The organism is Arthrobacter sp. SLBN-112 (assembly GCF_030944625.1).
In the GTDB taxonomy this organism is placed as follows: Bacteria; Actinomycetota; Actinomycetes; order Actinomycetales; family Micrococcaceae; genus Arthrobacter.
The window spans coordinates 138,816-159,330 of the sequence record NZ_JAUSXY010000001.1 but is presented as its reverse complement, the minus strand read 5'-3'; the positions used below and the strand labels follow the sequence as shown (position 1 = coordinate 159,330).

Below are 20,515 nucleotides of genomic sequence, written 5' to 3'. Positions count from 1 at the left end.
GGTTGCCGGTTCATCCCCGCCCCGTGAGACTACCGCGTGGCGGAGCAATTTGCGCGACGGCGGAGGTCCGGCAGGAGGGGAGCTGGGCGCCGGCGAATCCTAAGGAAGTGTTAGGAAAGTCCGTTCGGCGTTGGTTGTGCGGTGGATCACCCATACCGTGAATGAGGTCCTCCGCCGCAGGAGGCCGAGGTTACTACCAGGAGGAACTCACCGATGAGCACCCAACAAGCCGCGCCCCAATCGGAGGCAGCCCAGACCCGCCGGGCGGTGGGCAACATCCTGAAGGGCTCCGCGGGCAACCTCGTGGAATGGTACGACGTCTACATCTACACGGCGTTCCTGGCGTACTTCCAGCCCCACTTCTTCAACTCCAAGGACCCGCTGCAGGGCGCACTGGAAGGCATGGCGGTCTTTGCCGTCACCTTCCTGATGCGGCCCATCGGCAGCTGGTTCTTTGGCAGGTTCGCCGACCGCAAAGGCAGGAAGGCGGCACTGACGCTGAGCGTGACCATGATGTCCGCGGGCTCATTCTTCATCGCCATCCTGCCCACCAAGGATGTCATCGGCGTCTGGGCGCTTGTCCTCCTGGTGCTGGCGCGCCTGGTCCAGGGCTTCTCGGTGGGCGGCGAATACGGCACCAGCGCCACCTACATGTCCGAGGCAGCCACCGCCAGGCGGCGCGGCTTCTTCTCCAGCTTCCAGTACGTCACGCTGATCGGCGGACAGATGCTGGCGCTGCTGGTGCTGGTGGTCCTGCAGAACGTCCTGGACAAGAACGCCCTCACCGAGTGGGGCTGGCGCATCCCGTTCGCCATTGGCGGCGTGGCGGCCCTGGTGGTGATGTGGCTGCGGCGTTCCATGGAGGAAACCGTCTCGGCCAGCCAGGTGGAGGCGGCTGCCAACGCCAAGGCGTCCGGCGAAGCCCAGCCCGGCTCCCTGAAACTGCTCTTCACGAAGCACTGGAAAGCGCTGCTGGTCTGCATCGGCGTGACCCTGGGCGGTACCGTGGCGTTCTACACCTACACGAACTTCATCCTCAGCTTCATGAACACCACCAGCGGGATCGCCAAGGAAACCACCTCCGTCATCAACTTCTGGGCGCTGTTCATCTTCATGCTCCTGCAGCCGGTCTACGGCATTATCTCCGACAAGATCGGCCGCAAGCCCCTGCTGCTCTGGTTCGGCATCACCGGTGTGCTGTTCACATGGCCGCTGATGTCCGCGCTCGCCGGGACGAAGGACCCCTTCGTGGCCTTCATGCTGATGATGGGCGGCCTGCTGATCGTGGGCGGCTACACCTCCATCAACGCACTGGTGAAAGCCGAACTGTTCCCGGCTTCCATCCGCGCCCTCGGCGTCGGCCTGGGCTACGCGATCGCCAACTCCCTCTTCGGCGGCACGGTTCCGCTGATCGGCGCCGCGCTGCAGAAGGCGGGGCAGGTTGAGCTCCTCTTCACCTACGTCACCGTGGCGATCGGCATCTCCCTGCTGGTCTACATCTTCGCCCTGAAGAACAAGAAGACCACCCACCTCGACGACGAGCAAGGCCACGCCTGGGAAACTTCCAAGGCGGCCGACGGCGAAGAACGGGTGGGTGCCGGACGCTAGCTTCCGGCGCTGGTGCTGCGCCGCCGGGCCAGCCGGCCGTGGACGGCGAAGAGGCGGGGCAGCACCACGTAGACGGCGGTGGGCACCACCACCAGGGTCAAGGCCATCGCCCGGAAGACAGGGTGCCAGTTCTCCATCAGGGGAGCGGCGGCCATCATGCCCACGGCCACCAGGGGAAAAATTGCCAGCCAGGTGATGGCAGCCCGGACATGGATCGACACCGCAGCGGGTGCTGCCGCCGGTGCCGCGGACTGGGGAGGCTGGAACGTTGCCGCTCGGGCAACTGCTGGTGCTGTGGTCCTGGAAGCCGCGTCCATGAAAACTCCAACTGTTTAGTTGCTTTTTACTTGCAATGACAATAAACGCTGCCGCCAGCAATTGCAACTATCTGGTTGGAATTGCGTAGACTTATGTCATGGCATGGAACACGGAGCGGACCAAAGAGCTGCTGCTGGCTGCCGCGACGGCTGAGTTCAGTGCCAGGGGCCTGGCCGGTGCGAGGGTGGACCGCATTGCCGCTGCCGCCGGCGTCAACAAGGAACGGATCTACCAGTACTTCGGCAAGAAGGATGAGCTGTTCGACGCCGTCCTGGCCGCCGAAATGATCCGGGTCATGACCGAGGTGCCCATTACGGGCGAGGGTCCGGCGGCGTTCGGCGAGTACGCCGGCCGTCTTTTCGACCGGCACACCACGGACGGTGTCCTGCCACGGCTCCTGTTCTGGGAAGGCCTGGAGCGGGGCGGCGAAACCGTCAGCCGCGCCACCCGCTCGGACCACTGCACCGTCAAGGTGGCACAGGTCCTGGATGTCCTGCCCGGAATTGACCGCACGGATGCCGCGGACCTCCTGATCACCGTCATCACCCTCTGCGACGGCTGGCCTGTCCTGCCACAGGTCGATACCCTCCTGGCGGGCAACGGTGCTGACCGCACCACCCGGCGTCGTGCATTCATTGTGCGGACCGCAACCCTGCTCGCCGGGGCGCTCCTCGCGGACGTTCAGGCAGCGCCGGCGAACGCATTGGGTTAGGGTCCCGACGCGGGCCGCCGGACAGGGGCGGACTATATTGGGCCATGTCAGCACACCACCACAAACGCGGGAGTCTGCACCCATGGCCAAGGAACTTGCGAACCAGCTCATCGAACAACTCCAGGCTGCCGGCGTGCAGCGGATCTACGGGATTGTGGGGGACAGCCTCAACCCGATCGTTGACGCCGTCCGCCAGACTGGAGGCGCGGCCAAGGGCGGCATCGATTGGATCCACGTCCGCCATGAGGAAGCGGCCGCCTTTGCCGCAGCCGCCGAGGCACAGCTCACCGGGAAGCTCGCCGTCTGCGCGGGGTCCTGCGGGCCCGGCAACCTGCACCTGATCAACGGCCTTTACGACGCCAACCGGTCCGGCGCGCCCGTGCTGGCCATCGCCTCGCATATCCCCAGCAAACAGATCGGCAGCAGCTTCTTCCAGGAAACCCATCCGGACCGGATCTTCAACGAATGCTCGGTGTACTCGGAACTGGTCAGCACCGCCGAGCAGGCGCCCCGCGTCATGCACAGCGCCATCCAGCACGCCGTGGGTCTTGGGGGAGTCGCGGTGGTCACGCTGCCCGGTGACATTGCCGGGCTGGAAGCCACCGCACCCACGCCACTGCCTGCCGCGTTCCGTCCGGCCAGCCTGGTGCCGGACCCCGCGAGTGTCCAGGCGCTCGCGGACGCCATCAACGAGGTCGGCAAGGTGGCCATTTTCGCGGGGGCTGGGGTGGAGGGCGCGCACGCAGAGCTGATGGCGCTCGCCGAGCTGGCCAAGGCGCCGGTGGGACACTCCCTGCGGGGCAAGGATTTTGTCCAGTACGACAACCCGTTCGACATCGGGATGACCGGCCTGCTGGGTTATGGCGCTGCGGCCGAGGGGATCGAGGACGCGGACCTGTTGATCCTGCTGGGTACTGACTTCCCGTACGACCAGTTTCTGCCGGACACCAGGACCGCGCAGGTGGACCGGGCGGCGCAGCGGTTGGGCCGCCGGACCGACGTCGACATCGCCGTCCACGGCGATGTGCTCCCCACCCTGCGCGCGCTGCTGCCGCTGGTGACGGCCAAGAAGAGCCGCCGCTTCCTGGACCAGATGCTCAAGAAGCACGACCGGCTGATGAACAAGGCTGTGGGCGCGTACACCCGCAAAGTAGAGAAGAAGCAGCCCATCCACCCGGAGTACGCGGCCTCCCTGTTGGACCAGGTGGCGGCAGAGAATGCGATCTTCACTGCGGACACCGGCATGTGCAACGTCTGGACCGCCCGCTACATCAACCCGCTGGGGACGCGCCGCCTGATCGGGTCCTTCCTGCACGGCTCCATGGCGAACGCCCTCCCGCACGCTATCGGCGCGCAACTGGCAAACCCCGGCCGCCAGGTCATCTCGGTTTCCGGCGACGGCGGCCTTTCCATGCTGCTGGGCGAGCTCATCACACTGGCCGCCTACAAACTGCCGGTCAACGTGGTGGTCTTCAACAACTCCACCCTGGGCATGGTCAAGCTCGAAATGCTGGTGGATGGGCTGCCGGACTTCGGCGTGGACGTGCCGGACGCCAACTACGCCGCCGTGGCCAAGGCCTTGGGCTTCCACGCGGTGCGCGTGACCGATCCAGCGCAGATCGAGGCGGCATACCGGGAGGCCTTCGCGCACCCCGGCCCCTCGCTGGTGGAGCTGATCACCGATCCGAAGGCGCTGTCCATTCCGCCCAAGATCTCCGGGTCACAGGTGCTGGGGTTCGCCACCGCCATGTCCAAGGTGGTGTTGAACCGTGGAGCCGGTGAAGCGGTGAGCATGGCCCGGAGCAACCTGCGCAACATCCCCCGGCGCTGACCCGGCCAAGTGGGGCGGCGCCTGCTACCGGGGGCCGCCCTGCCACAGCGCGTCGAAGGGGGCGCCGGAGGCGACGCGGTTGCGGATGCCGGCGGTGACGAACTCCTTGGCGGTCCGGGCAGCCTCCAGCGGGCTGGCGCCCTTGGCCAGTTCCGCGGTCACGGCGGCGGCGAGCGAGCAACCGGCACCGGAGACGGCCACCTCGCCCACCTTCGGGGCGGTGAGGACTTCCAGGGTCTCACCGTCGTAGAAGACGTCGACGGCGTCCCGGCCTTCCAGCCGCACCCCGCCCTTGGCCAGGACCGCCGCACCGCTGAGTTCGTGGATCCGGACGGCGGCGGCCTTCAAAGACTCGACGTCGGTGATCTCCAGCCCGGACAGCGACTCCGCCTCGAAGTGGTTGGGCGTGACGAACGTGGCCAGCGGCAGGATCTGCGCCTTCAGTGCCTGGTCCGTGTCCAGTGCGTGGCCCGGCTCCTGGCCTTTGCAGATCAGCACCGGGTCCAGGACCACGTTGGCGAAGCTGTTCTCCTGCAGCGCGGCGGCCACAGTGCTGATGGTGGCCGGGCTGCCCAGCATGCCGATCTTCACCGTGTCCAGCGCGGATGGTGCGCCCGACGCCGGACCGTAGGCCGCCGTCGTCGCCTCCAGCTGGTGGGCAATCACCTGCTGGTCCACGGGTACAAAGCGGTGGTTCCAGCTGTCCTTGGGGTCGAAGGACACGATGCAGGTCAGGTTCGCGATGCCGAAGACGCCCAGCTCCTGGAACGTTTTCAGGTCAGCCTGGGCGCCGGCGCCGCCGGTGGCTTCGGAGCCTGCGATGGTGAGGACGACGGCGGGGCCGGCGGCGGACAGGGGTGCGTCAGGTGCAACGGAAGTCATGCCACCATCCTGCCACCCGGCGTCGGCTCAGGCCTTCAGCGTCCCGTCCAGCAACGCCCGCAGCTCCCGGAAATGCCGTTCTGTAGCCTCAGGGTGGAAGACGGAGGTGTCCGCCATGGTGTAGCCGTGGGGCGCTCCGGCGTAGATTTCGTTAGTAGCCTCTAAGCCTGCGTCCTGGAGAGCATCACCCAGCCGGGCGACGGCGTCAGGGGCCATGCTCCTGTCGTTGTCGGCGTGGCCGAACACGAAGCGGGCCCGTGCGTTGCCGAGGCCCAGGTGCGGGCTGTCCGGCGCGTCAGTGGCCAGTCCGCCGCCGTGGAAGCCGCCGCAGGCCGCCACCACCTCAGGGTGCGCGGTTGCGGTGCGGACAGCGAGTCGCGCGCCCATGCAGTAGCCGGTTGTGCCGATGGGTCCGGGGGCAACGTCGTCGAGCCCGGCCAGCGCGGCAACCCACGCATCGATGTCCGGCAGCGCCTTGTCCGACGTCAGGTGGCCGACCCGCGGGAACGCTGCCTTGCCGGCCGCTTCCCGGCCTTCCTGCGTGGACATGTCAACGGCCGGGGCGAGCTGGTCCACGGTTCCGTCGCGGTAGAAGACGTTCGGCGCCAGCACCACGTATCCCCAGTCGGCGATGCGCTGGGCCATCTCCTCGATGCGGGGGCGCAGTCCAAAGGCGTCCATGTAGAGGATCACGCCGGGGAACGGGCCTGTTCCGGTGGACGGGCGGGCGACAATGGCTTCGGCAGGGCCTGCTGGGGCCTGGATCTCGATGAGCATTTGGTCAGGATAGCGGAGGCAACCGGGAGTAACGCTCAGGCGTAGTACCGGCCCAGTGTTTCTGCTTTGAAGTCGAAAAACGTGCCGTTTTCGATGGCCAGCCGGGCATCGTCCACCATCTTCATCACGAACCGCTCATTGTGGATGGAGATCAGGGTGGCGGACACCATCTCCTTGGCCTTGAACAGGTGGTGGATGTAGGCCCGCGAATAGTTGGCGCAGGCGTAGCAGTCGCAGCCCTCCTGCAGCGGCCCGAAATCGCGTTTGTACTTGGCTCCCGACAGGTTGAACCGGCCGTAAGGGGTGTAAAAGGCCGAGTTCCGGGCCACGCGTGTGGGGGAGACGCAGTCGAAGGTGTCGGCGCCGTTTTCGATGGCGGTGAAGATGTCGTCCGGCTCGGAGATCCCCAGCAGGTGGCGCGGCTTGTCCTCCGGAAGTTCCTCGTTGCACCAGCGGACGATCGTGCCCAGGTTCTCCTTCTCCAGGGCCCCGCCGATCCCGAAGCCGTCGAAGGGCATGGCACCGAGGTCCCGGCAGGCCTTCCGGCGCAGGTCCTCGTACTGCGCGCCCTGGATCACGCCGAACAATGCCTGGTACGGCTTCCCGGTCCGCGCCTCAGTCAGGCGGAAGTGCTCCTCGAGGCACCGCACGGCCCACAGCCGCGTGCGTTCGAGGGATTCCTCCTGGTAGCGCCGGGAGTTCTGCAGCGTGGTGAGCTCATCGAAGGCGAACATGATGTCCGCGCCGATTTGGTGCTGGACCTGCATGGAGATCTCGGGGGAGAAGCGGTGCCGGTCCCCGTTCAGGTGGCTCTTGAACCAGACCCCGTCGTCATCGATGTGCGCCAAACGCTCCTTGCCGGGCGCCACGGCATCGTCAGGTCCGGAAGCGTCCACGGACTTCATGTCGATGACCTTCTTGAATCCGGAACCCAGGCTCATCACCTGGAACCCGCCCGAGTCCGTAAACGTGGGGCCGGACCAGTTCATGAAGGCCCCCAGGCCGCCGGCCTCGTCCAGGATGTCCGGGCCCGGCTGAAGGTACAGGTGGTAGGCGTTGGCCAGCAGGGCCTGCGCACCCAGGTCCGCCATGGATTCCGGCAGCACGGCCTTGACCGTTGCCTTGGTGCCGACGGCGATGAACGCCGGCGTCTGGATCTCGCCGTGCGGGGTGGTGATGGTGCCGGTGCGCCCCAGGAACGCGCCGCCGTTTTCCTCAACCTGGGATGCCGACGGCGGGCACGCCTCCGCCAGGCGCGTGCCTACGGTGAAGGAGAACTGTGATTGGGTTTCAGGCAGGGTGAAGGCAGTGTTGGCAGGCACCGTACCAGTCTGCCAGCAAACATAACGACGCCGGCAAACGAGCCGGCGCAGGGTCAACCCCGGGGCGTCAGCTGGCGGGCTCCGATCCGGGATAGTTCGCGGACCGCCAGGACTCCCAGGCGGAACGGACGGCGTCGAGTGCTCCGGCCCCGAGGTCGTAAGTGGAAACCACCACCATCGAACCGTCGCCCTCTGCGCGGACGTCCTTGATGGCAGGGTGGTCAGCTACCACCAGCAGCCCTTCGCCGTGCTCGGCGTAACCGTGCACGGTGAGGCCCACCTGGTGGCTGGTCCGGTACCAGACCTTGCCGCTGATGTCCTCGCCGGTATCCAGGGTGATCTGATACGGCTCGCCCGGGGCCGGGAGGTCTGCCAACCCGAGTTTTTCGATGGCGGAGCCCTTCCCGTCCGTCAGGTGCAGGAACAGGGTGTGCCGCTTGCCGTGCGGGTGGCGTTCCAGGGCAAAGCGGAGCTGCTGCAGGAACGTCAGCCACCCTTGGGTGATGTCCTCGTCCCAGGCCGCCCACTCGGAATCGTGGTCCAGTGCCCCGCGGGTGATGCTGACCCTGGTACCTTCGGGCACTGGGTGGAGTTCGAACGTGTCCCCGCCGTGCACGGTGAGGCTGGTGTGGTCCGCGGATTCCTGTTCGTCGCCGGAGAAGTAGATCTGCTTGATCTCGGACTCCAGGTCCTCGGCCTGCCAGCCGTGCCACTGGGCCACCTTGGACGGTTCACGCAGCATGGTCCAGACCTGCGGCGCGTCGGCGTTGATCACTACGCTGAGATTGTTGGTCATAGCCCCGAATGTACAACTCCGGCCACGCCCCGGGTAGGGGGAATTTTTACCACCGGAGAGGTGCCGCGGGCATCAGGCGCGGACGGCCTCCAGCTCGTTGCTGATGCGCCGTTCAAGTTCTGTCATGCCGATGGTTTCCGAGCCGCCATGGGCGCGCAGGAACAGCAGGGATTCCAGTCGCAGGAGCCGCCATTCGCGTTCGGCGTCGTGGTTGGAGTTGTCGATGGAGCGGAAGATTTCCTTGTCGTACAGGTTGGGCTCATTGAGCGAGCGTTGCCGTACCTTGGCGGCCATCCGCGCCTTGAACGCATCCGTTTCCTGGTTTTCCGGGGTGCGGATCAGTTTCTCGTAGACCTCTGCGCGCTTGTCCTGGCCGTCCTGCCGGCAAATGTAGCTGGCCAGTGCCAGGGATGCTTCCACCGAGGACCACCGCCCCGGGTTTCCGTCGTACGGCAGCACGGTGAGCAGGTCCGCGACGGACAGGGCGCCGTCAGCGTCCTTGAGCGTGACGAAGAGTTCGTGCGCGAGGTCGCTGAGGTCCTTCAGGCAGCTGCCGGATTTGAAGTTGACCCCTTTGGAGAGCCGGTCGGCCAGGAGCAGGACGCCCTCCGCGTCGGGGTGCGCTTCCGCCGCGGCTTCCACCACGGATTCGGGCGTGCCGTTCGGTGCCGGGATGAGCGCGAGTTCCTCCTCGCTGGGCCCGTTCACGGCGGGCGGCACAGGCGGCAGCGGGGGGAGGACGACGGCGGGCGCCACCGCAAGGGGGCCCGTCCCGGCGGCCGGCTGCTCCGGCGCGGTCCCGGCCTCCATCAAGGGTGCGGCCTCTGGAAGGTCCGCCGGCAGCGGAAGCTGTGTGACGTCGTCGTGCGTTCCATCCACAACGGTAACCGTAGTGCCCACGGCGACCCGCAGCCTTCCGCCGCCGGACAGGCTCGCCAGTACCAGGGCAGGGGAGCCGAAGTCGTCCCGCTCAAGCTCCACCTGGTCGATTTCGGCGGTGCGCTGGCCGTCCGGAAGGAGGATGTGGTTGCCGGTGGTCAGAGATCCAGCCTGCTGTTCACGGTGGTGCCTGGCGGCTGGTGTTTCGGTCATGGGAGTCCTTAAGTTCTCTTGCGGTCCGCCCTACAGTCTACAAAGGCGGGCGCCTAAAACCGGGGACCCCCACGTCCCGGCGGGGGTTTCAGAAGCCCACACCTGCGAACGCCAGGGCCTGCCGGATGAGGCCGCCGCGGCCGCCCGAAAACTCCATCTGGACGCCCGGGCTGAGCACTTCTTCCGGGGTCATCCAGGTCAGTTCCAGGGCGTCCTGGCGGGGCTCGCACTCGCCCGTGACCGGGATGATGTAGGCCAGCGCTACGGCGTGTTGCCGCTCGTCGGTGAACCCGGTCTGGGACGGTGCCGGGAAGTATTCGGCCACCGTGAACGGCACCGGGCTGAGGGGCAGCTGCGGGAAAGCGAGTGGGCCCAGGTCCTTTTCCATGTGCCGCAGCAGCGCGGCACGGATGGTTTCACGGTAGATGACCCGGCCGGACACCAGGGAGCGCACCATGGTCCCGTCGGCGTCCGCCTGCAGCAGCGTTCCCACCTCGTTGACGTAGCCCAGCGGATCCAGCCTGACCGGAACTGCCTCCACGTACACCATGGGCAGCCGCCCGCGCGCCTCAAAGAGGTCTTCTTCGGAGAGCCAGCCGGGATTCGGGTCAGGTGTGCGCACGTTCATGGTTAAGTTCTACCCCATGGGGCGGCGCTCCGAGATCCAGACGGTGGCGGGCGCGTTGGGGGCGGCCGCGTCCGGATTGGCCACGTGGAGGGTGCTTCCGAAGGCCTCCTCGGTGAGGCCGGCGGCGATCCCGGCGGCCACGAGGCGCTCGCGCAACGGTTCCAGCGGGCCGCTGTACTCGAAGCCCAGGCCGGAACGGGACGGCCCCGACGCCGTCCGCACCAGCAGGATGCCGCCGTTCTTGGCCGTGAAGTCGGCGGTGTCGTCGTCGTCGGGAACGGGCCGTGGCCGCGCCCCGATATGCAGCATGGTGCGAACGGCGGCCTCCGGATCTGCGGTGTACCAGACGGCGACGACGGCCAGGGCAGGATCCGCGTCGGCGCACTGGGCGCCGTGGGGTGCCTTGTCAGCCAGGAAGCTGAATCCGTCCGGCGCGCTGATGCGGCAGGCTTCGCCGTGGTCGGCGGTGACGAGGTCGGCCGGCGCGGTTGCCTCGTCCTGCGCCGAGGCGTTGGTGCGGCGGGCGAATTCGGCGACGTCGCCGACCTCCACCGCAAACACGGTGCGGCCGTCCCGCTCCGATCCGGCCTCGGCGGCGTGCAGCGCCAGGCGGCCGGACGCCGAATCGAAGACCTGCCACCCGTCGTCGTCCTCTGTCCTCACCATCCCCAGGATGGTGAGGAGCTGCTCCCAGGACTCGGTGCGGGAGGTGAAATGGACGGGGCGGACTCGGAGCATGGCGTTGTCCTTGGTGCTGGGTGGGTTTGCTGCTGTATGGCCATGATGCCACGTGATTCCCGGCTGCACAGCGGGCTTGTGGCAGGGCGTTTTCCCGGCAGAATTAGGCCATGGCCGATGACCTCGAGGAACTGCTGGTGCCCGACGCTGCCGCCTGGCGTGCCTGGCTGGAAGAGAACCACAGCACCAGCCCGGGCGTCTGGCTGGTGCTGCACAAGAAGGGCGGCACGGTGACGGCCCTTGACTACCCGGCGGCCCTGGATGAGGCGCTGTGCTTTGGCTGGATCGACGGGCAGCTCCGGCGCCGCGATGATGAAAGCTCGTTCCAGCGGTGGACGCCGCGGCGTCCCCGCAGCGTCTGGTCGGCCCGGAACGTAGGGCATATCGCCCGGCTGGAGGAAGCGGGAAAAATGACCGACGCCGGCAGGGCGGCAGTTGCGGCGGCCAAGGCGGACGGCCGCTGGGAAGCGGCCTACGGCGGGCAGGCCGACGTGGAGGTTCCCCCCGACCTGGCGGCAGCGATCGCCGCGAACCCGGCCGCGCAGGAGATGTTCGATGTCCTGACCAAGACCAACCTGTTCGCCCTGGTGTTCCGGACCAACACGGCCAAGCAGGCAGCCACCCGGGAACGCCGGATCGCGGGATTCGTGGACATGCTGGCACGGGGAGAGACGCCGTATCCGCAAAAGAAGCGCCCGGCGGGCCGGGACTAGCGCCGGCCACAAAACGCCTCGGATTCGGTTCCGGACGGGCCGCCGGGTAAAATTGACGGTTCACTTGCGCTGGTGCCGTTCCCCATCCCGGGGGACGGCACTTGTGCGTTCAGCGACGGATCGATGAACCATGCTCCCCAAAATTTATGCCGCCCTTCGGCGCCGGCCCCTTCTGTGGGCAGCCGCGGCCGTTGCCGTGCTCCTGGTGGCGGCGTCCCTGGTGATCGCCGGGAACACCCGGACGGTCGAAGGACAGCCTGGCGGGGCAGCATCCACGGCACCTTCAGGCACACAGGCGCCCCAGGCTGACCAGGGCGGATACCGGCCGGCCTACCACCTCACCCCGGACCAGCGCTGGATGAACGATCCGCAGCGGCCCTTCTTCCTGGACGGGCTCTGGCACTACTACTACCTGTACAACGCCGACTATCCGGAGGGGAACGGCACCGAGTGGTTCCACGCCACCAGCACCGACCTGGTGCACTGGAAGAACGAGGGCGTGGCGATCCCCAAGTTCCGTAACGGCCTGGGGGACATCGAGACCGGCTCCGCCGTGGTGGACACGGAGGGCACCGCAGGCTTTGGCAAGGGGGCGGTCATCGCGGTGCTCACCCAGCAGCACGACGGCGTGCAGCGCCAGTCCCTGTTCTATTCCACGGACAAGGGCTACAGCTTCCAGAGCTACGGACAGAACCCGGTGATGGAAAACCCCGGCGCCGAACATTGGCGGGACCCGCGCATTGTCCGCGACGACGCCAGCAACCAGTGGCTGATGCTCCTTGCCGAGGGCTCCAAGATCGGGTTCTATACCTCCCTTGACCTCAAGCGGTGGACCTATGTGTCAGGATTCGAGCAGGACGGGCTGGGAATCCTGGAGTGCCCGGACTTCTTCCAGCTGGACATCGACGGCGACCCCGCCAAACGCACCTGGGTCCTGGCCGCGAGCGCCAACGGTTCCGGGGAGGGCCGCACCACGGGCCTGGCCTACTGGACCGGCGGGTTCGACGGCAAGGCCTTCACGGCGAACGGCGGCCACCAGTGGCTCGACGGCGGGGCCGACTTCTACGCGGCAGTCACCTGGGATGATCCACGCCAAAGCGAGGACGAACGGAAGGCATCCCGGCACGCCATCGGCTGGATGAACAACTGGGCCTACGCCCGGCAGTTGCCCACCGACGGCTGGTTCGGGGCCGCCTCGGTGGTGCGCGATATGCGGCTCACCTCCGAAACCGGCCGCCCCGCCCTGGTGCAATCGCCCACCCCCGCGCTCCAGTCCCTGGAAGGGGCGCCTGCCCAGGTGCCCGCCGGCTCGCTGCAGGCCGGCCGGACCCTGACCATCCCGGACAGCGGAGCATTCAAAGCCGACGTCGAGCTGGAAAAGCCCGCGGACGGCACCGGGAAAGCCACCCTGCTCCTGCAAAGCGGCGGCACCACGTACGCGACCATCGGCTACGACTTCGCCGCCGGCCGGGCCTTCGTCACCCGGGACGGGGACGCCGTGGCCGGCGGCCAGGGAAAGGCGGCCTCCGAAGGCGGTGGCGAGTACCGCCAGGCCCGCTCGGTGGAGGCACGCCCCGCCGGCGGGACCGTGCAGCTGACTGCGTACGTGGATCGGTCCTCGGTGGAGGTCTTTGTGGACGGACAGTCCCTGACGTCCCTGGTTTTCCCGCCTGCAGGTCCGAAAGAAGCCCGGCTCGCGGCCGACGCGCCCCTGACGCTCAAGGCGGGAACGGTCACGCCGCTGGCCGGCATCCGCTGAGCGCGGCGCCTGCCCGTCAGGGCCCGGGCCTTCCCGTCAGGCGCCCGCCGGCTAGGAAAGCGCCGGAGGGACGGCGGCGGGGTCGGCGGACATCACCGCGGCCGCCGCCTCCAGCGCCATCCAGGCCTGCAGTTGGGTGGCGAGCTCCACCGGGGCGCCCGGCGGATACGTCCGGTCCGCGGGTTGGGCAGCGTGCACGGAGAAGATGCTCCTGCCCTCCAATGGCGCTTTGGCTTCACCGGCGTGCACCGGGCGCCGGCCGGACCAGAGCGCCCCGGCCGTGTCCAGCACCAGCGCAGCGGCCGTGGCGCGGGTGGCCTCGGGAAGCCGCCGGTCTGCCGCCGCAAGCGCAAGGTACCGGCAGAGGATCCCGGTGAAGAGGCCGCCGTCGCCCGTCCCCTCGCAGCGCAGCACTGTGCCCGCGGCAGTCCCGCCTCCGCCTGCCGGGACCGTCAGCAACCGCCGCACCGAATCCACCACCGCAGCAGCCCGGGCGAGGTTGGAATCACCGCCCAGCTCCAGCAGGGCACCCAGCACAGGGCCCTGGTTGTAGGTGTACAGCGACCGTTCCACCAGCACGTCCCCGGCGGGGCCCGGCCGCGCACCATCAAGGTAGAGGCCCTGGCCCGGATCGAAGAGCGTGGCGTCCAGCCAGTCCAGCAGGGACTGGGCCTTGCCGCGCCGGCCGGTGCGGGCGTAGAACAGCGCCACGGGAGCCGTGGCCGGGGTGTTCTTGAAGTCACGCTTCTTGCTCCAGAACGTCCCGCCGCCCAGGTCGTCGGTGCAGGCGGCATCGAACTGCGGCGTCAGCGAGGCACGTACCCGGGCATTGCGCCGGCGGCCCGGGCGGCGGGCCTCTTCGGCCAGCCTGTCCAGCCGAAGGGCCGCCAGTGCCAGCCATGCCATGTCGTCGTAGTAGCCGTTCACGAACGTCAGGGCATTGCGGAGCCTCATGCCGGTCACCAGTCGCGAGGCCAGGTGCCCCGCGCTGGGCTGGTCCGGCCCGTTGAACCGCGCCGCGGGGGTCGCTCCGCCGCCAAGCTCCCGCAGCCCGGCGTCCACCAGGCAGTCCACGTAATGCGCCTGCCACCAGTAGTGCCACGGGGGCAGCAGCCCGGCCTGGCGCCTGCCCTGCCACACCACGGCAGCAAGATGGGTTCCGGGCAGGAACAACAGTTTCCGGCCGAACAGCCCGGTCACGGAGCGGGCTGCATGGTCCGCCCTGTCCTGCCAGGCGGTCAAGGGCGTGCTGCTGGAGGTCATGCCGTCCACCCTAGTGGCGGCATCGGAGCCCGGCCGGAAGGGTGAGTGCGGCGGCGCCGTATTTCAGTTAACATTCATTAACTGTTGCTCGAGGCCGCGCCGCGTCCGGGGCACACGCATCAAGGAGGATGTATGGACATCAAAGGCAGCGTCGCCCTCGTGACAGGGGGTGCCTCCGGGTTGGGAGCGGCCACCGCCCGCAGGTTGTTCGACGACGGCGCCTCCGTGGTGCTCCTGGATCTGGCTTCTTCGGACGGCCAGGCGGCGGCAGAGGAACTCAACGGCCGCGCCCAGGCCGGCCAGTCCGCCGTCTTCGCCGCCGCCGACGTGACCGGCGAGGCCGAGGTGCGGGCCGCCGTCGCAACAGCCGCCGGACTGGGCCCGCTGCGGATCGTGGTGAACTGCGCGGGAATTGCCACCCCCGGAAAGGTCCTGGGCCGCGACGGCGTCCTGCCGCTGGAAGCATTCAGCCGCGTCATCCAGGTCAACCTGGTCGGCACGTTCAACGTGCTGCGGCTGGCGGCCGAGGCCATGGTGGACACCGAACCCGTCGCCACCCCGGTGGGCGGCCCGGAGCGCGGCGTCATCATCAACACAGCGTCAGTGGCGGCCTTCGAAGGGCAGATCGGCCAGCCTGCCTACTCTGCCTCCAAGGGCGCGGTGGCCGCCATGACGCTGCCTATCGCCCGGGAACTGGCGCGCTCGCTGGTCCGGGTGGTCACCATTGCCCCCGGCATCTTTGAGACGCCCATGATGGCCGGCTTGCCGCAGGAAGCCCAGGACTCCCTGGGCGCCCAGGTACCGCACCCGTCCCGGCTGGGAAAGCCGGCGGAATACGCCAATCTGGTGGCGCACATCGTGGACAACGCCATGCTGAACGGGGAGACCATCCGCCTGGACGGCGCCATCCGGATGGGGCCGCGATGAGCGCCCCGGACATCACGGACCTGCCGGCGGCGGACTTCTTCGCCGTCGAATCCATGCTGGGCCAGGCTGAACGGAACAAGCTGGCGGAGCTGCGGGACTTCCTGGCAGCCGAGGTGGCGCCGTACGCCGCCGACTGGTGGAACAAAGCCGAGTTCCCGGCCCATATCCTGCCCAAGCTGGCCGCCCTGGAACTCAGCACGCCGGCGCACCGCGGCTACAGCCACTTGTTCGCCGGACTGGTCATCGCGGAAATGACGCGCGTGGATACGTCCCTGGCCACGTTCTTCCTGGTCCACCACGACCTGTTCGTCGAGTCCCTGCACGCCTTCGGCTCGCCGGACCAGAAGCGCCGGCTGCTGGCCGACGCCTCGGACCTGCGGATCACCGGCGCCTTCGCCCTCACCGAACCCCTGCACGGATCCGACGTCGCCGGCGGCATGGAGACACGCGCCCGGCGGATATCGTCCGGCACCGGAGAAGCGGACGACGCCGGCGACACCTGGGTGCTCAACGGCGCCAAACGCTGGATCGGCAACGGGACGTTCTGCGACTACATGCTGGTCTGGGCGCGCGACGAAGCCGACGGCTCGGTCCGGGGCTTCATCGTGGACGCGTCGCTGCCGGGCGTCAGCCGGAGCAGGATCGAGAACAAGATCGCGCTGCGGACCGTCCAGAACGCGGACATCGTGTTCCGTGACGTCCGGGTACCGGAAACGGACCGCTTCGGCGGCATCAGCAGCTTCGAAGACACCAAGGAGCTGCTGCGCAGTTCGCGGATCATGGTGGCCTGGCAGACGGTGGGCCAGCAACTGGCAGCGTTCGACGTAGCCCGGCAGTACGCCGTGGAGCGCCACCAGTTCGGCCGGCCGCTGGCACACTTCCAGCTGATCCAGCAACAGCTGGTGACCATGCTGGGCAACGCCGTGGCCAGCATGGGAATGATGGCCGGGATCGCCAGGCTCCAAGACCAGGGTACCGCCGGCATGCCGCAGGTGGCGCTGGCCAAGTCCTACCTCAGCGCCCGAATGCGCGAAACCGTGGCGCTGGGCCGATCCATCCTGGGCGGGAACGGCATTGTCACCGACTACCGGATGGCCAAGATCTTCGCTGACGCCGAGGCCATCTACACCTACGAGGGCTCCTTCGAGGTCAACACCCTGATCGTGGGCCGGGCCATCACCGGAGTGTCGGCCTTCGGCGGTTGAGCCGGTCCCGGGTGGTTGAGCCTGTCGAAACCGGTCACGCGCCCGGGTAGGGCTGCTTCTCGCCGGCCTCCACGCGGATGTCCAGGCTGTTGTTCTTCACCGGCATCGGGCAGGTGCCGTAGGGCGTGAAGGCGCTCGGGTAGTTGATGGCACGGTTGAAGTCCAGCACCACGGAGCCGTCCGGGCGGGGCCGGGGCAGCGAGAGCTTGCGCCAGTCGTCCGTGGTGTCGCCGTTCGTTTCGTCGTGGAAGGTGACGGTCAGGGCGCCCAGCTTTTCCTCTTCGGCCTGGAGCCGGAACTCGTGGCTGCTGCCTGGCAGGCCGAAGACCACCTCACCCACGCTGCGGTGCACGCCGTCCACCAGCGGATTTGCGGTGCCGATCGGCACGTCCACCGGCTCCGGGTAGGGCACGAACCGGCCCGTCACTTCCCACTCCTGGTTGTACGGATAGGTGGGCACGGCATCGAAATCCGTCAACACCGGCGAGGCCGAGTCCCGTGTGCGGATCGCATACCGCCCGCCGCGCATGGCCAGTTCCACCACCACCTGGTCCCCGTCCGGGCCGCCGAACTGCACCCACATCAGCGACTCCTCGTCCGCGAGGACGGCGGACACGGTGCCGTCCACCTTTTCCCCCGTCTCCACCAGCGTCAGCCCGTCCGCCGGGACCGCGGTGAGGACCGCCGTCGTGCCCGTGCCGTCAGTGGACCACAGGCCCGGGGCGAGGTCGACGGCGGCGGGTGAGTCTTCGAGCCACTGGAAGGAGGTGAGGGTGAGCCAGCCGTACGGGGTCGCCAGCGCCTTGTCCCGGTTGGTGCGGAAGCGCTGCCAGCGCTCAACTTTGGCTGCAGTGGTGGTGGACATGGTTCCTTCCGGTTGCGTGTGCCCACGCTACAACCACCCGTATTTCGCGTTCATTCCGCCGGTGCTGACATCTTTTGAGACAGATTCCACTGCGGCGCCGCACCGGGGGTAGCATCTTTAGCTAGTAACGTGGCTCACAGTATCCAGCGCAGTGTACGAGCCAAGTCCGAAACCCTCGAAAGATAGCTTCCATGGCTCACACTGCAACACCTCCCGAATCCGATCTCGCCTCCGAACTGCGCGCGGACGTCCGCCGCGTTTCCACCCTGCTGGGAGAGTCCCTGGTCCGCCAGCACGGGCCCGAACTCCTGAACCTCGTGGAACAGGTCCGGCTGCTGACCAAAGAATCCAAGGAAGCCGCACGTGGCGGCGCGGACGCCACCGGGCCTTGGAGCGCGCACGACGTCGTCGCCCAGGTCCGCGAGCTGCTCGGCTCCCTGCCCATCGAGCAGGCAACCGATCTGGTGCGTGCCTTCGCGTTCTATTTCCATCTGGCGAACGCCGCTGAGCAGGTCCACCGGGTCCGCGGCCTGCGCAATCGGGCGGAAAAGGACGGCTGGCTGGCCAAGACCGTGGCTGACATCGCCGAGCAGGCGGGCCCGGACGTCCTGCAGGAGGTAGTCAACGGGCTGGACGTCCGCCCGATCTTCACCGCGCACCCCACCGAAGCTTCCCGCCGTTCGGTCCTGGACAAGATCCGCAAGATCTCCGACGTCCTGTCCCGGTCCACCGCAGAGGGGTCCACGGCGCGGCGCCGGCAGGACCGGCAGCTGGCCGAGATCATCGACCAGATGTGGCAGACCGACGAACTGCGGCAGGTCCGGCCCACGCCCGTGGATGAGGCCCGCAACGCCATCTACTACCTGGGCGGCATCCTCACTGACGCCATGCCGCACATGCTGTCCGAACTCGCCGACCTCCTGGGCGAGCACGGCGTCAGCCTGGCGGCCAAGGACGCGCCCATCCGGTTCGGTTCCTGGATTGGCGGTGACCGCGACGGCAACCCGAACGTCACCGCGGCCGTGACCCGGGAGATCCTGCAGATCCAGAACCAGAGCGCCATCCGGATCAGCATCGGCATGATCGATGAACTGATCTCCGTCCTGTCCAACTCCACGGCCCTGGCCGGTGCCGACCAGGCGCTGCTCGAGTCAATCGACACGGACCTGAAGAACCTGCCCGGCCTGGACAAGCGGGTCCTGGAACTGAATGCGCAGGAGCCCTACCGGCTGAAGCTGACCTGCATCAAGGCCAAGCTCATCAACACCGGCAAGCGGGTGGCGGTGAACTCAAACCACGAGCACGGGCGTGACTACAACGCTACCGATGAACTCATGGCAGACCTGCACCTGCTGGAACTCTCGCTGCGGAACCACTCCGCGGCCCTGGCCGCGGACGGCTCCCTGGCCCGGGTCCGCCGCGCCATCGCCTCCTTCGGACTCCACCTGGCCACCCTGGACATCCGCGAACACGCCGACCACCACCACGACGCCGTCGGGCAGCTGATGGACCGGATCGGCGGCCCCGGCCTCCGCTACGCGGAGCTCAGCCGCGAGGAACGCTTCGAGGTGCTGGGCTCCGAGCTGGCGTCCCGCCGTCCGCTCTCCGGCCACCCGATCAAGCTCGACGGCGCCGCGGACGGCACGTACGACGTCTTCCGCGAGATCCGCCGGGCCCTGCGCATGTACGGCCCGGACGTCATCGAAACCTACATCATCTCCATGACCCGCGGCGCCGACGACGTCCTCGCCGCCGCGGTGCTGGCCCGCGAAGCCGGATTGGTGAACCTCTTCGGTGACAAGCCCTACGCCAAGCTCGGGTTCGCGCCGCTGCTGGAGACCGTGGAGGAACTGCGGGCCTCAGCCGAGATCGTCGACCAGCTGCTGTCCGATCCCTCCTACCGGGAACTGGTGCGGCTGCGCGGCGACGTCCAGGAAGTGATGCTGGGCTACTCGGATTCGAATAAGGAATCCGGCGTGATGACCAGCCAGTGGGAAATCCACAAGACCCAGCGGAAGCTGCGCGATATCGCCGCCAAGCACGGCGTGCGCGTCCGCCTGTTCCACGGCCGCGGCGGTTCCGTGGGCCGCGGCGGCGGGCCCACGTATGACGCCATCCTGGCCCAGCCCAACGGCGTCCTGGAAGGCGAGATCAAGTTCACGGAGCAGGGCGAGGTCATCTCGGACAAGTACTCGCTGCCGGAGCTTGCCCGGGAGAACCTGGAGCTCTCGCTGGCCGCGGTGCTGCAGGGTTCGGCCCTGCACCGCAACCCCCGGACCTCGGAGGACCAGCGGGAGCGTTACGGACACGTCATGGAAGCCATCTCGGATGCCGCGTTTGACCGGTACCGGAAGCTGATCGACCACCCGGACCTGCCCGCGTACTTCATGGCGTCCACCCCGGTGGAGCAGCTCGGCTCGCTCAACATCGGCTCCCGCCCGTCCAAGCGTCCGGATTCGGGTGCAGGGCTCGGCGGACTGCGGGCCATCCCGTGGGTGTTCGGCTGGACGCAGTCGCGGCAGATCGTGCCCGGCTGGTTCGGCGTGGGCTCCGGGCTCAAGGCCGCCCGGGAGGCGGGACACTCCGCCCAGCTGGTGGAGATGATGGACCACTGGAACTTCTTCCGGTCCGTGCTGTCCAACGTCGAGATGACCCTCGCAAAGACGGACATGGACATCGCCGGCTACTACGTGTCCACCCTGGTGCCGGAGGAACTGCACCACCTGTTCCGCACCATCCGGGAGGAGTACGAGCTCACGGTGGCCGAGGTCCGCAGGCTCACCGGGGAGAACCTGCTCCTGGACGCCCAGCCCACGCTGAAACGTTCCCTGGAGATCCGCGACCAGTACCTGGATCCCATCAGCTACCTGCAGGTGGAACTGATGCGCCGCATCCGGACCGAGGCGGAAATCAGCGGAGCCGAGATCGACGAGCGCCTCCAGCGGGCCATGCTCATCACCGTCAACGGCGTTGCCGCAGGCCTCCGTAACACCGGCTAGAAACGCCCGCTCACCTTTGGCGGCTTTTCCTGCGACGCGCGCTCACTTTTGGCGGCTTTTCCTGCGACGCGCGCTCACTT

The 20,515-nt window shown here is 67.9% G+C and carries 18 protein-coding genes; 8 read left to right on the top strand and 10 right to left on the bottom strand.

Annotation, left to right across the window (positions count from 1 at the left end; translation table 11 throughout):
• The first annotated feature begins 213 nt into the window (after nt 1–213).
• A complete protein-coding gene (locus QF050_RS00685) occupies nt 214–1,608 on the top strand; it encodes an MFS transporter (protein ID WP_308928694.1) in 1,395 nt (464 codons plus the stop codon).
• Here QF050_RS00685 and QF050_RS00680 read toward each other — a convergent pair.
• Nucleotides 1,605–1,925, bottom strand: coding sequence for a hypothetical protein (locus QF050_RS00680; protein ID WP_308928693.1), 321 nt, complete (start codon nt 1,923–1,925; stop codon nt 1,605–1,607). The two genes, QF050_RS00685 and QF050_RS00680, sit on opposite strands and share 4 nt — an antisense overlap.
• Before the next feature lie 98 nt (nt 1,926–2,023).
• Between QF050_RS00680 and QF050_RS00675 the strand changes: the two genes are divergently transcribed.
• Together QF050_RS00675 and QF050_RS00670 are read left to right on the top strand one after the other, a co-directional pair.
• Nucleotides 2,024–2,638 (top strand): TetR family transcriptional regulator, encoded by a 615-nt coding sequence (locus tag QF050_RS00675; RefSeq protein ID WP_308928692.1) that lies wholly within the window; start codon nt 2,024–2,026, stop codon nt 2,636–2,638.
• Nucleotides 2,639–2,720: 82 nt separating this feature from the next.
• Nucleotides 2,721–4,469: a pyruvate dehydrogenase gene (locus QF050_RS00670; RefSeq protein WP_308928691.1), complete on the top strand. Its 1,749-nt coding sequence runs from the start codon at nt 2,721–2,723 to the stop codon at nt 4,467–4,469.
• A 24-nt stretch (nt 4,470–4,493) separates the two neighbouring features.
• On the opposite strand, the gene QF050_RS00665 is transcribed toward QF050_RS00670, so the two are convergent.
• The 7 genes from QF050_RS00665 to QF050_RS00635 all read right to left on the bottom strand — a co-directional run bounded on the left by QF050_RS00665 (nt 4,494) and on the right by QF050_RS00635 (nt 10,704).
• Nucleotides 4,494–5,351: a hydroxymethylpyrimidine/phosphomethylpyrimidine kinase gene (locus tag QF050_RS00665; protein ID WP_308928690.1), complete on the bottom strand. Its 858-nt coding sequence runs from the start codon at nt 5,349–5,351 to the stop codon at nt 4,494–4,496.
• A 27-nt stretch (nt 5,352–5,378) separates the two neighbouring features.
• Nucleotides 5,379–6,128: a dienelactone hydrolase family protein gene (locus QF050_RS00660; RefSeq protein ID WP_308928689.1), complete on the bottom strand. Its 750-nt coding sequence runs from the start codon at nt 6,126–6,128 to the stop codon at nt 5,379–5,381.
• Nucleotides 6,129–6,163: 35 nt separating this feature from the next.
• Nucleotides 6,164–7,450, bottom strand: coding sequence for a tRNA guanosine(34) transglycosylase Tgt (gene tgt, locus QF050_RS00655; protein ID WP_308928688.1), 1,287 nt, complete (start codon nt 7,448–7,450; stop codon nt 6,164–6,166).
• Between the two features lie 67 nt (nt 7,451–7,517).
• On the bottom strand, nt 7,518–8,246 hold the full coding sequence (locus tag QF050_RS00650) for an SRPBCC domain-containing protein (protein WP_308928687.1): 729 nt from the start codon (nt 8,244–8,246) through the stop codon (nt 7,518–7,520).
• Nucleotides 8,247–8,318: 72 nt separating this feature from the next.
• Nucleotides 8,319–9,338 carry a DUF6707 family protein gene (locus QF050_RS00645; RefSeq protein WP_308928686.1) on the bottom strand — a complete coding sequence of 340 codons (1,020 nt, stop codon included), beginning with the start codon at nt 9,336–9,338 and terminating at the stop codon, nt 8,319–8,321.
• A gap of 88 nt (nt 9,339–9,426) precedes the next feature.
• Nucleotides 9,427–9,966, bottom strand: a complete 540-nt coding sequence (locus tag QF050_RS00640; protein WP_308928685.1) for an NUDIX hydrolase family protein — start codon at nt 9,964–9,966, stop codon at nt 9,427–9,429.
• Nucleotides 9,967–9,975: 9 nt separating this feature from the next.
• On the bottom strand, nt 9,976–10,704 hold the full coding sequence (locus QF050_RS00635) for a VOC family protein (RefSeq protein WP_308928684.1): 729 nt from the start codon (nt 10,702–10,704) through the stop codon (nt 9,976–9,978).
• Between the two features lie 110 nt (nt 10,705–10,814).
• On the opposite strand from QF050_RS00635, the gene QF050_RS00630 reads away from it, so the two are divergent.
• Both QF050_RS00630 and QF050_RS00625 read left to right on the top strand, forming a co-directional pair.
• Nucleotides 10,815–11,417: a YdeI/OmpD-associated family protein gene (locus tag QF050_RS00630; RefSeq protein ID WP_308928683.1), complete on the top strand. Its 603-nt coding sequence runs from the start codon at nt 10,815–10,817 to the stop codon at nt 11,415–11,417.
• Between the two features lie 130 nt (nt 11,418–11,547).
• Nucleotides 11,548–13,176 (top strand): glycoside hydrolase family 32 protein, encoded by a 1,629-nt coding sequence (locus tag QF050_RS00625; RefSeq protein WP_308928682.1) that lies wholly within the window; start codon nt 11,548–11,550, stop codon nt 13,174–13,176.
• 51 nt (nt 13,177–13,227) lie between these two features.
• Here the strand turns inward: QF050_RS00625 and QF050_RS00620 are convergent, their stop codons facing one another.
• A complete protein-coding gene (locus tag QF050_RS00620) occupies nt 13,228–14,439 on the bottom strand; it encodes a glycoside hydrolase family 76 protein (protein WP_308928681.1) in 1,212 nt (403 codons plus the stop codon).
• A 132-nt stretch (nt 14,440–14,571) separates the two neighbouring features.
• Here QF050_RS00620 and QF050_RS00615 point away from each other — a divergent pair, with 132 nt between their 5' ends.
• Nucleotides 14,572–15,366, top strand: a complete 795-nt coding sequence (locus QF050_RS00615; RefSeq protein WP_308928680.1) for an SDR family NAD(P)-dependent oxidoreductase — start codon at nt 14,572–14,574, stop codon at nt 15,364–15,366.
• Complete coding sequence (locus QF050_RS00610) at nt 15,363–16,571, top strand: acyl-CoA dehydrogenase family protein (RefSeq protein ID WP_308928679.1); 1,209 nt, start codon at nt 15,363–15,365, stop codon at nt 16,569–16,571. The genes QF050_RS00615 and QF050_RS00610 overlap by 4 nt, the downstream gene beginning before the upstream one ends.
• A 34-nt stretch (nt 16,572–16,605) precedes the next feature.
• On the opposite strand, the gene QF050_RS00605 is transcribed toward QF050_RS00610, so the two are convergent.
• Complete coding sequence (locus tag QF050_RS00605; RefSeq protein ID WP_308928678.1) at nt 16,606–17,436, bottom strand: DUF1684 domain-containing protein; 831 nt, start codon at nt 17,434–17,436, stop codon at nt 16,606–16,608.
• A 191-nt stretch (nt 17,437–17,627) separates the two neighbouring features.
• On the opposite strand from QF050_RS00605, the gene ppc reads away from it, so the two are divergent.
• Nucleotides 17,628–20,435, top strand: a complete 2,808-nt coding sequence (gene ppc / locus QF050_RS00600; protein ID WP_308928677.1) for a phosphoenolpyruvate carboxylase — start codon at nt 17,628–17,630, stop codon at nt 20,433–20,435.
• The last annotated feature ends 80 nt before the right edge of the window (nt 20,436–20,515 follow it).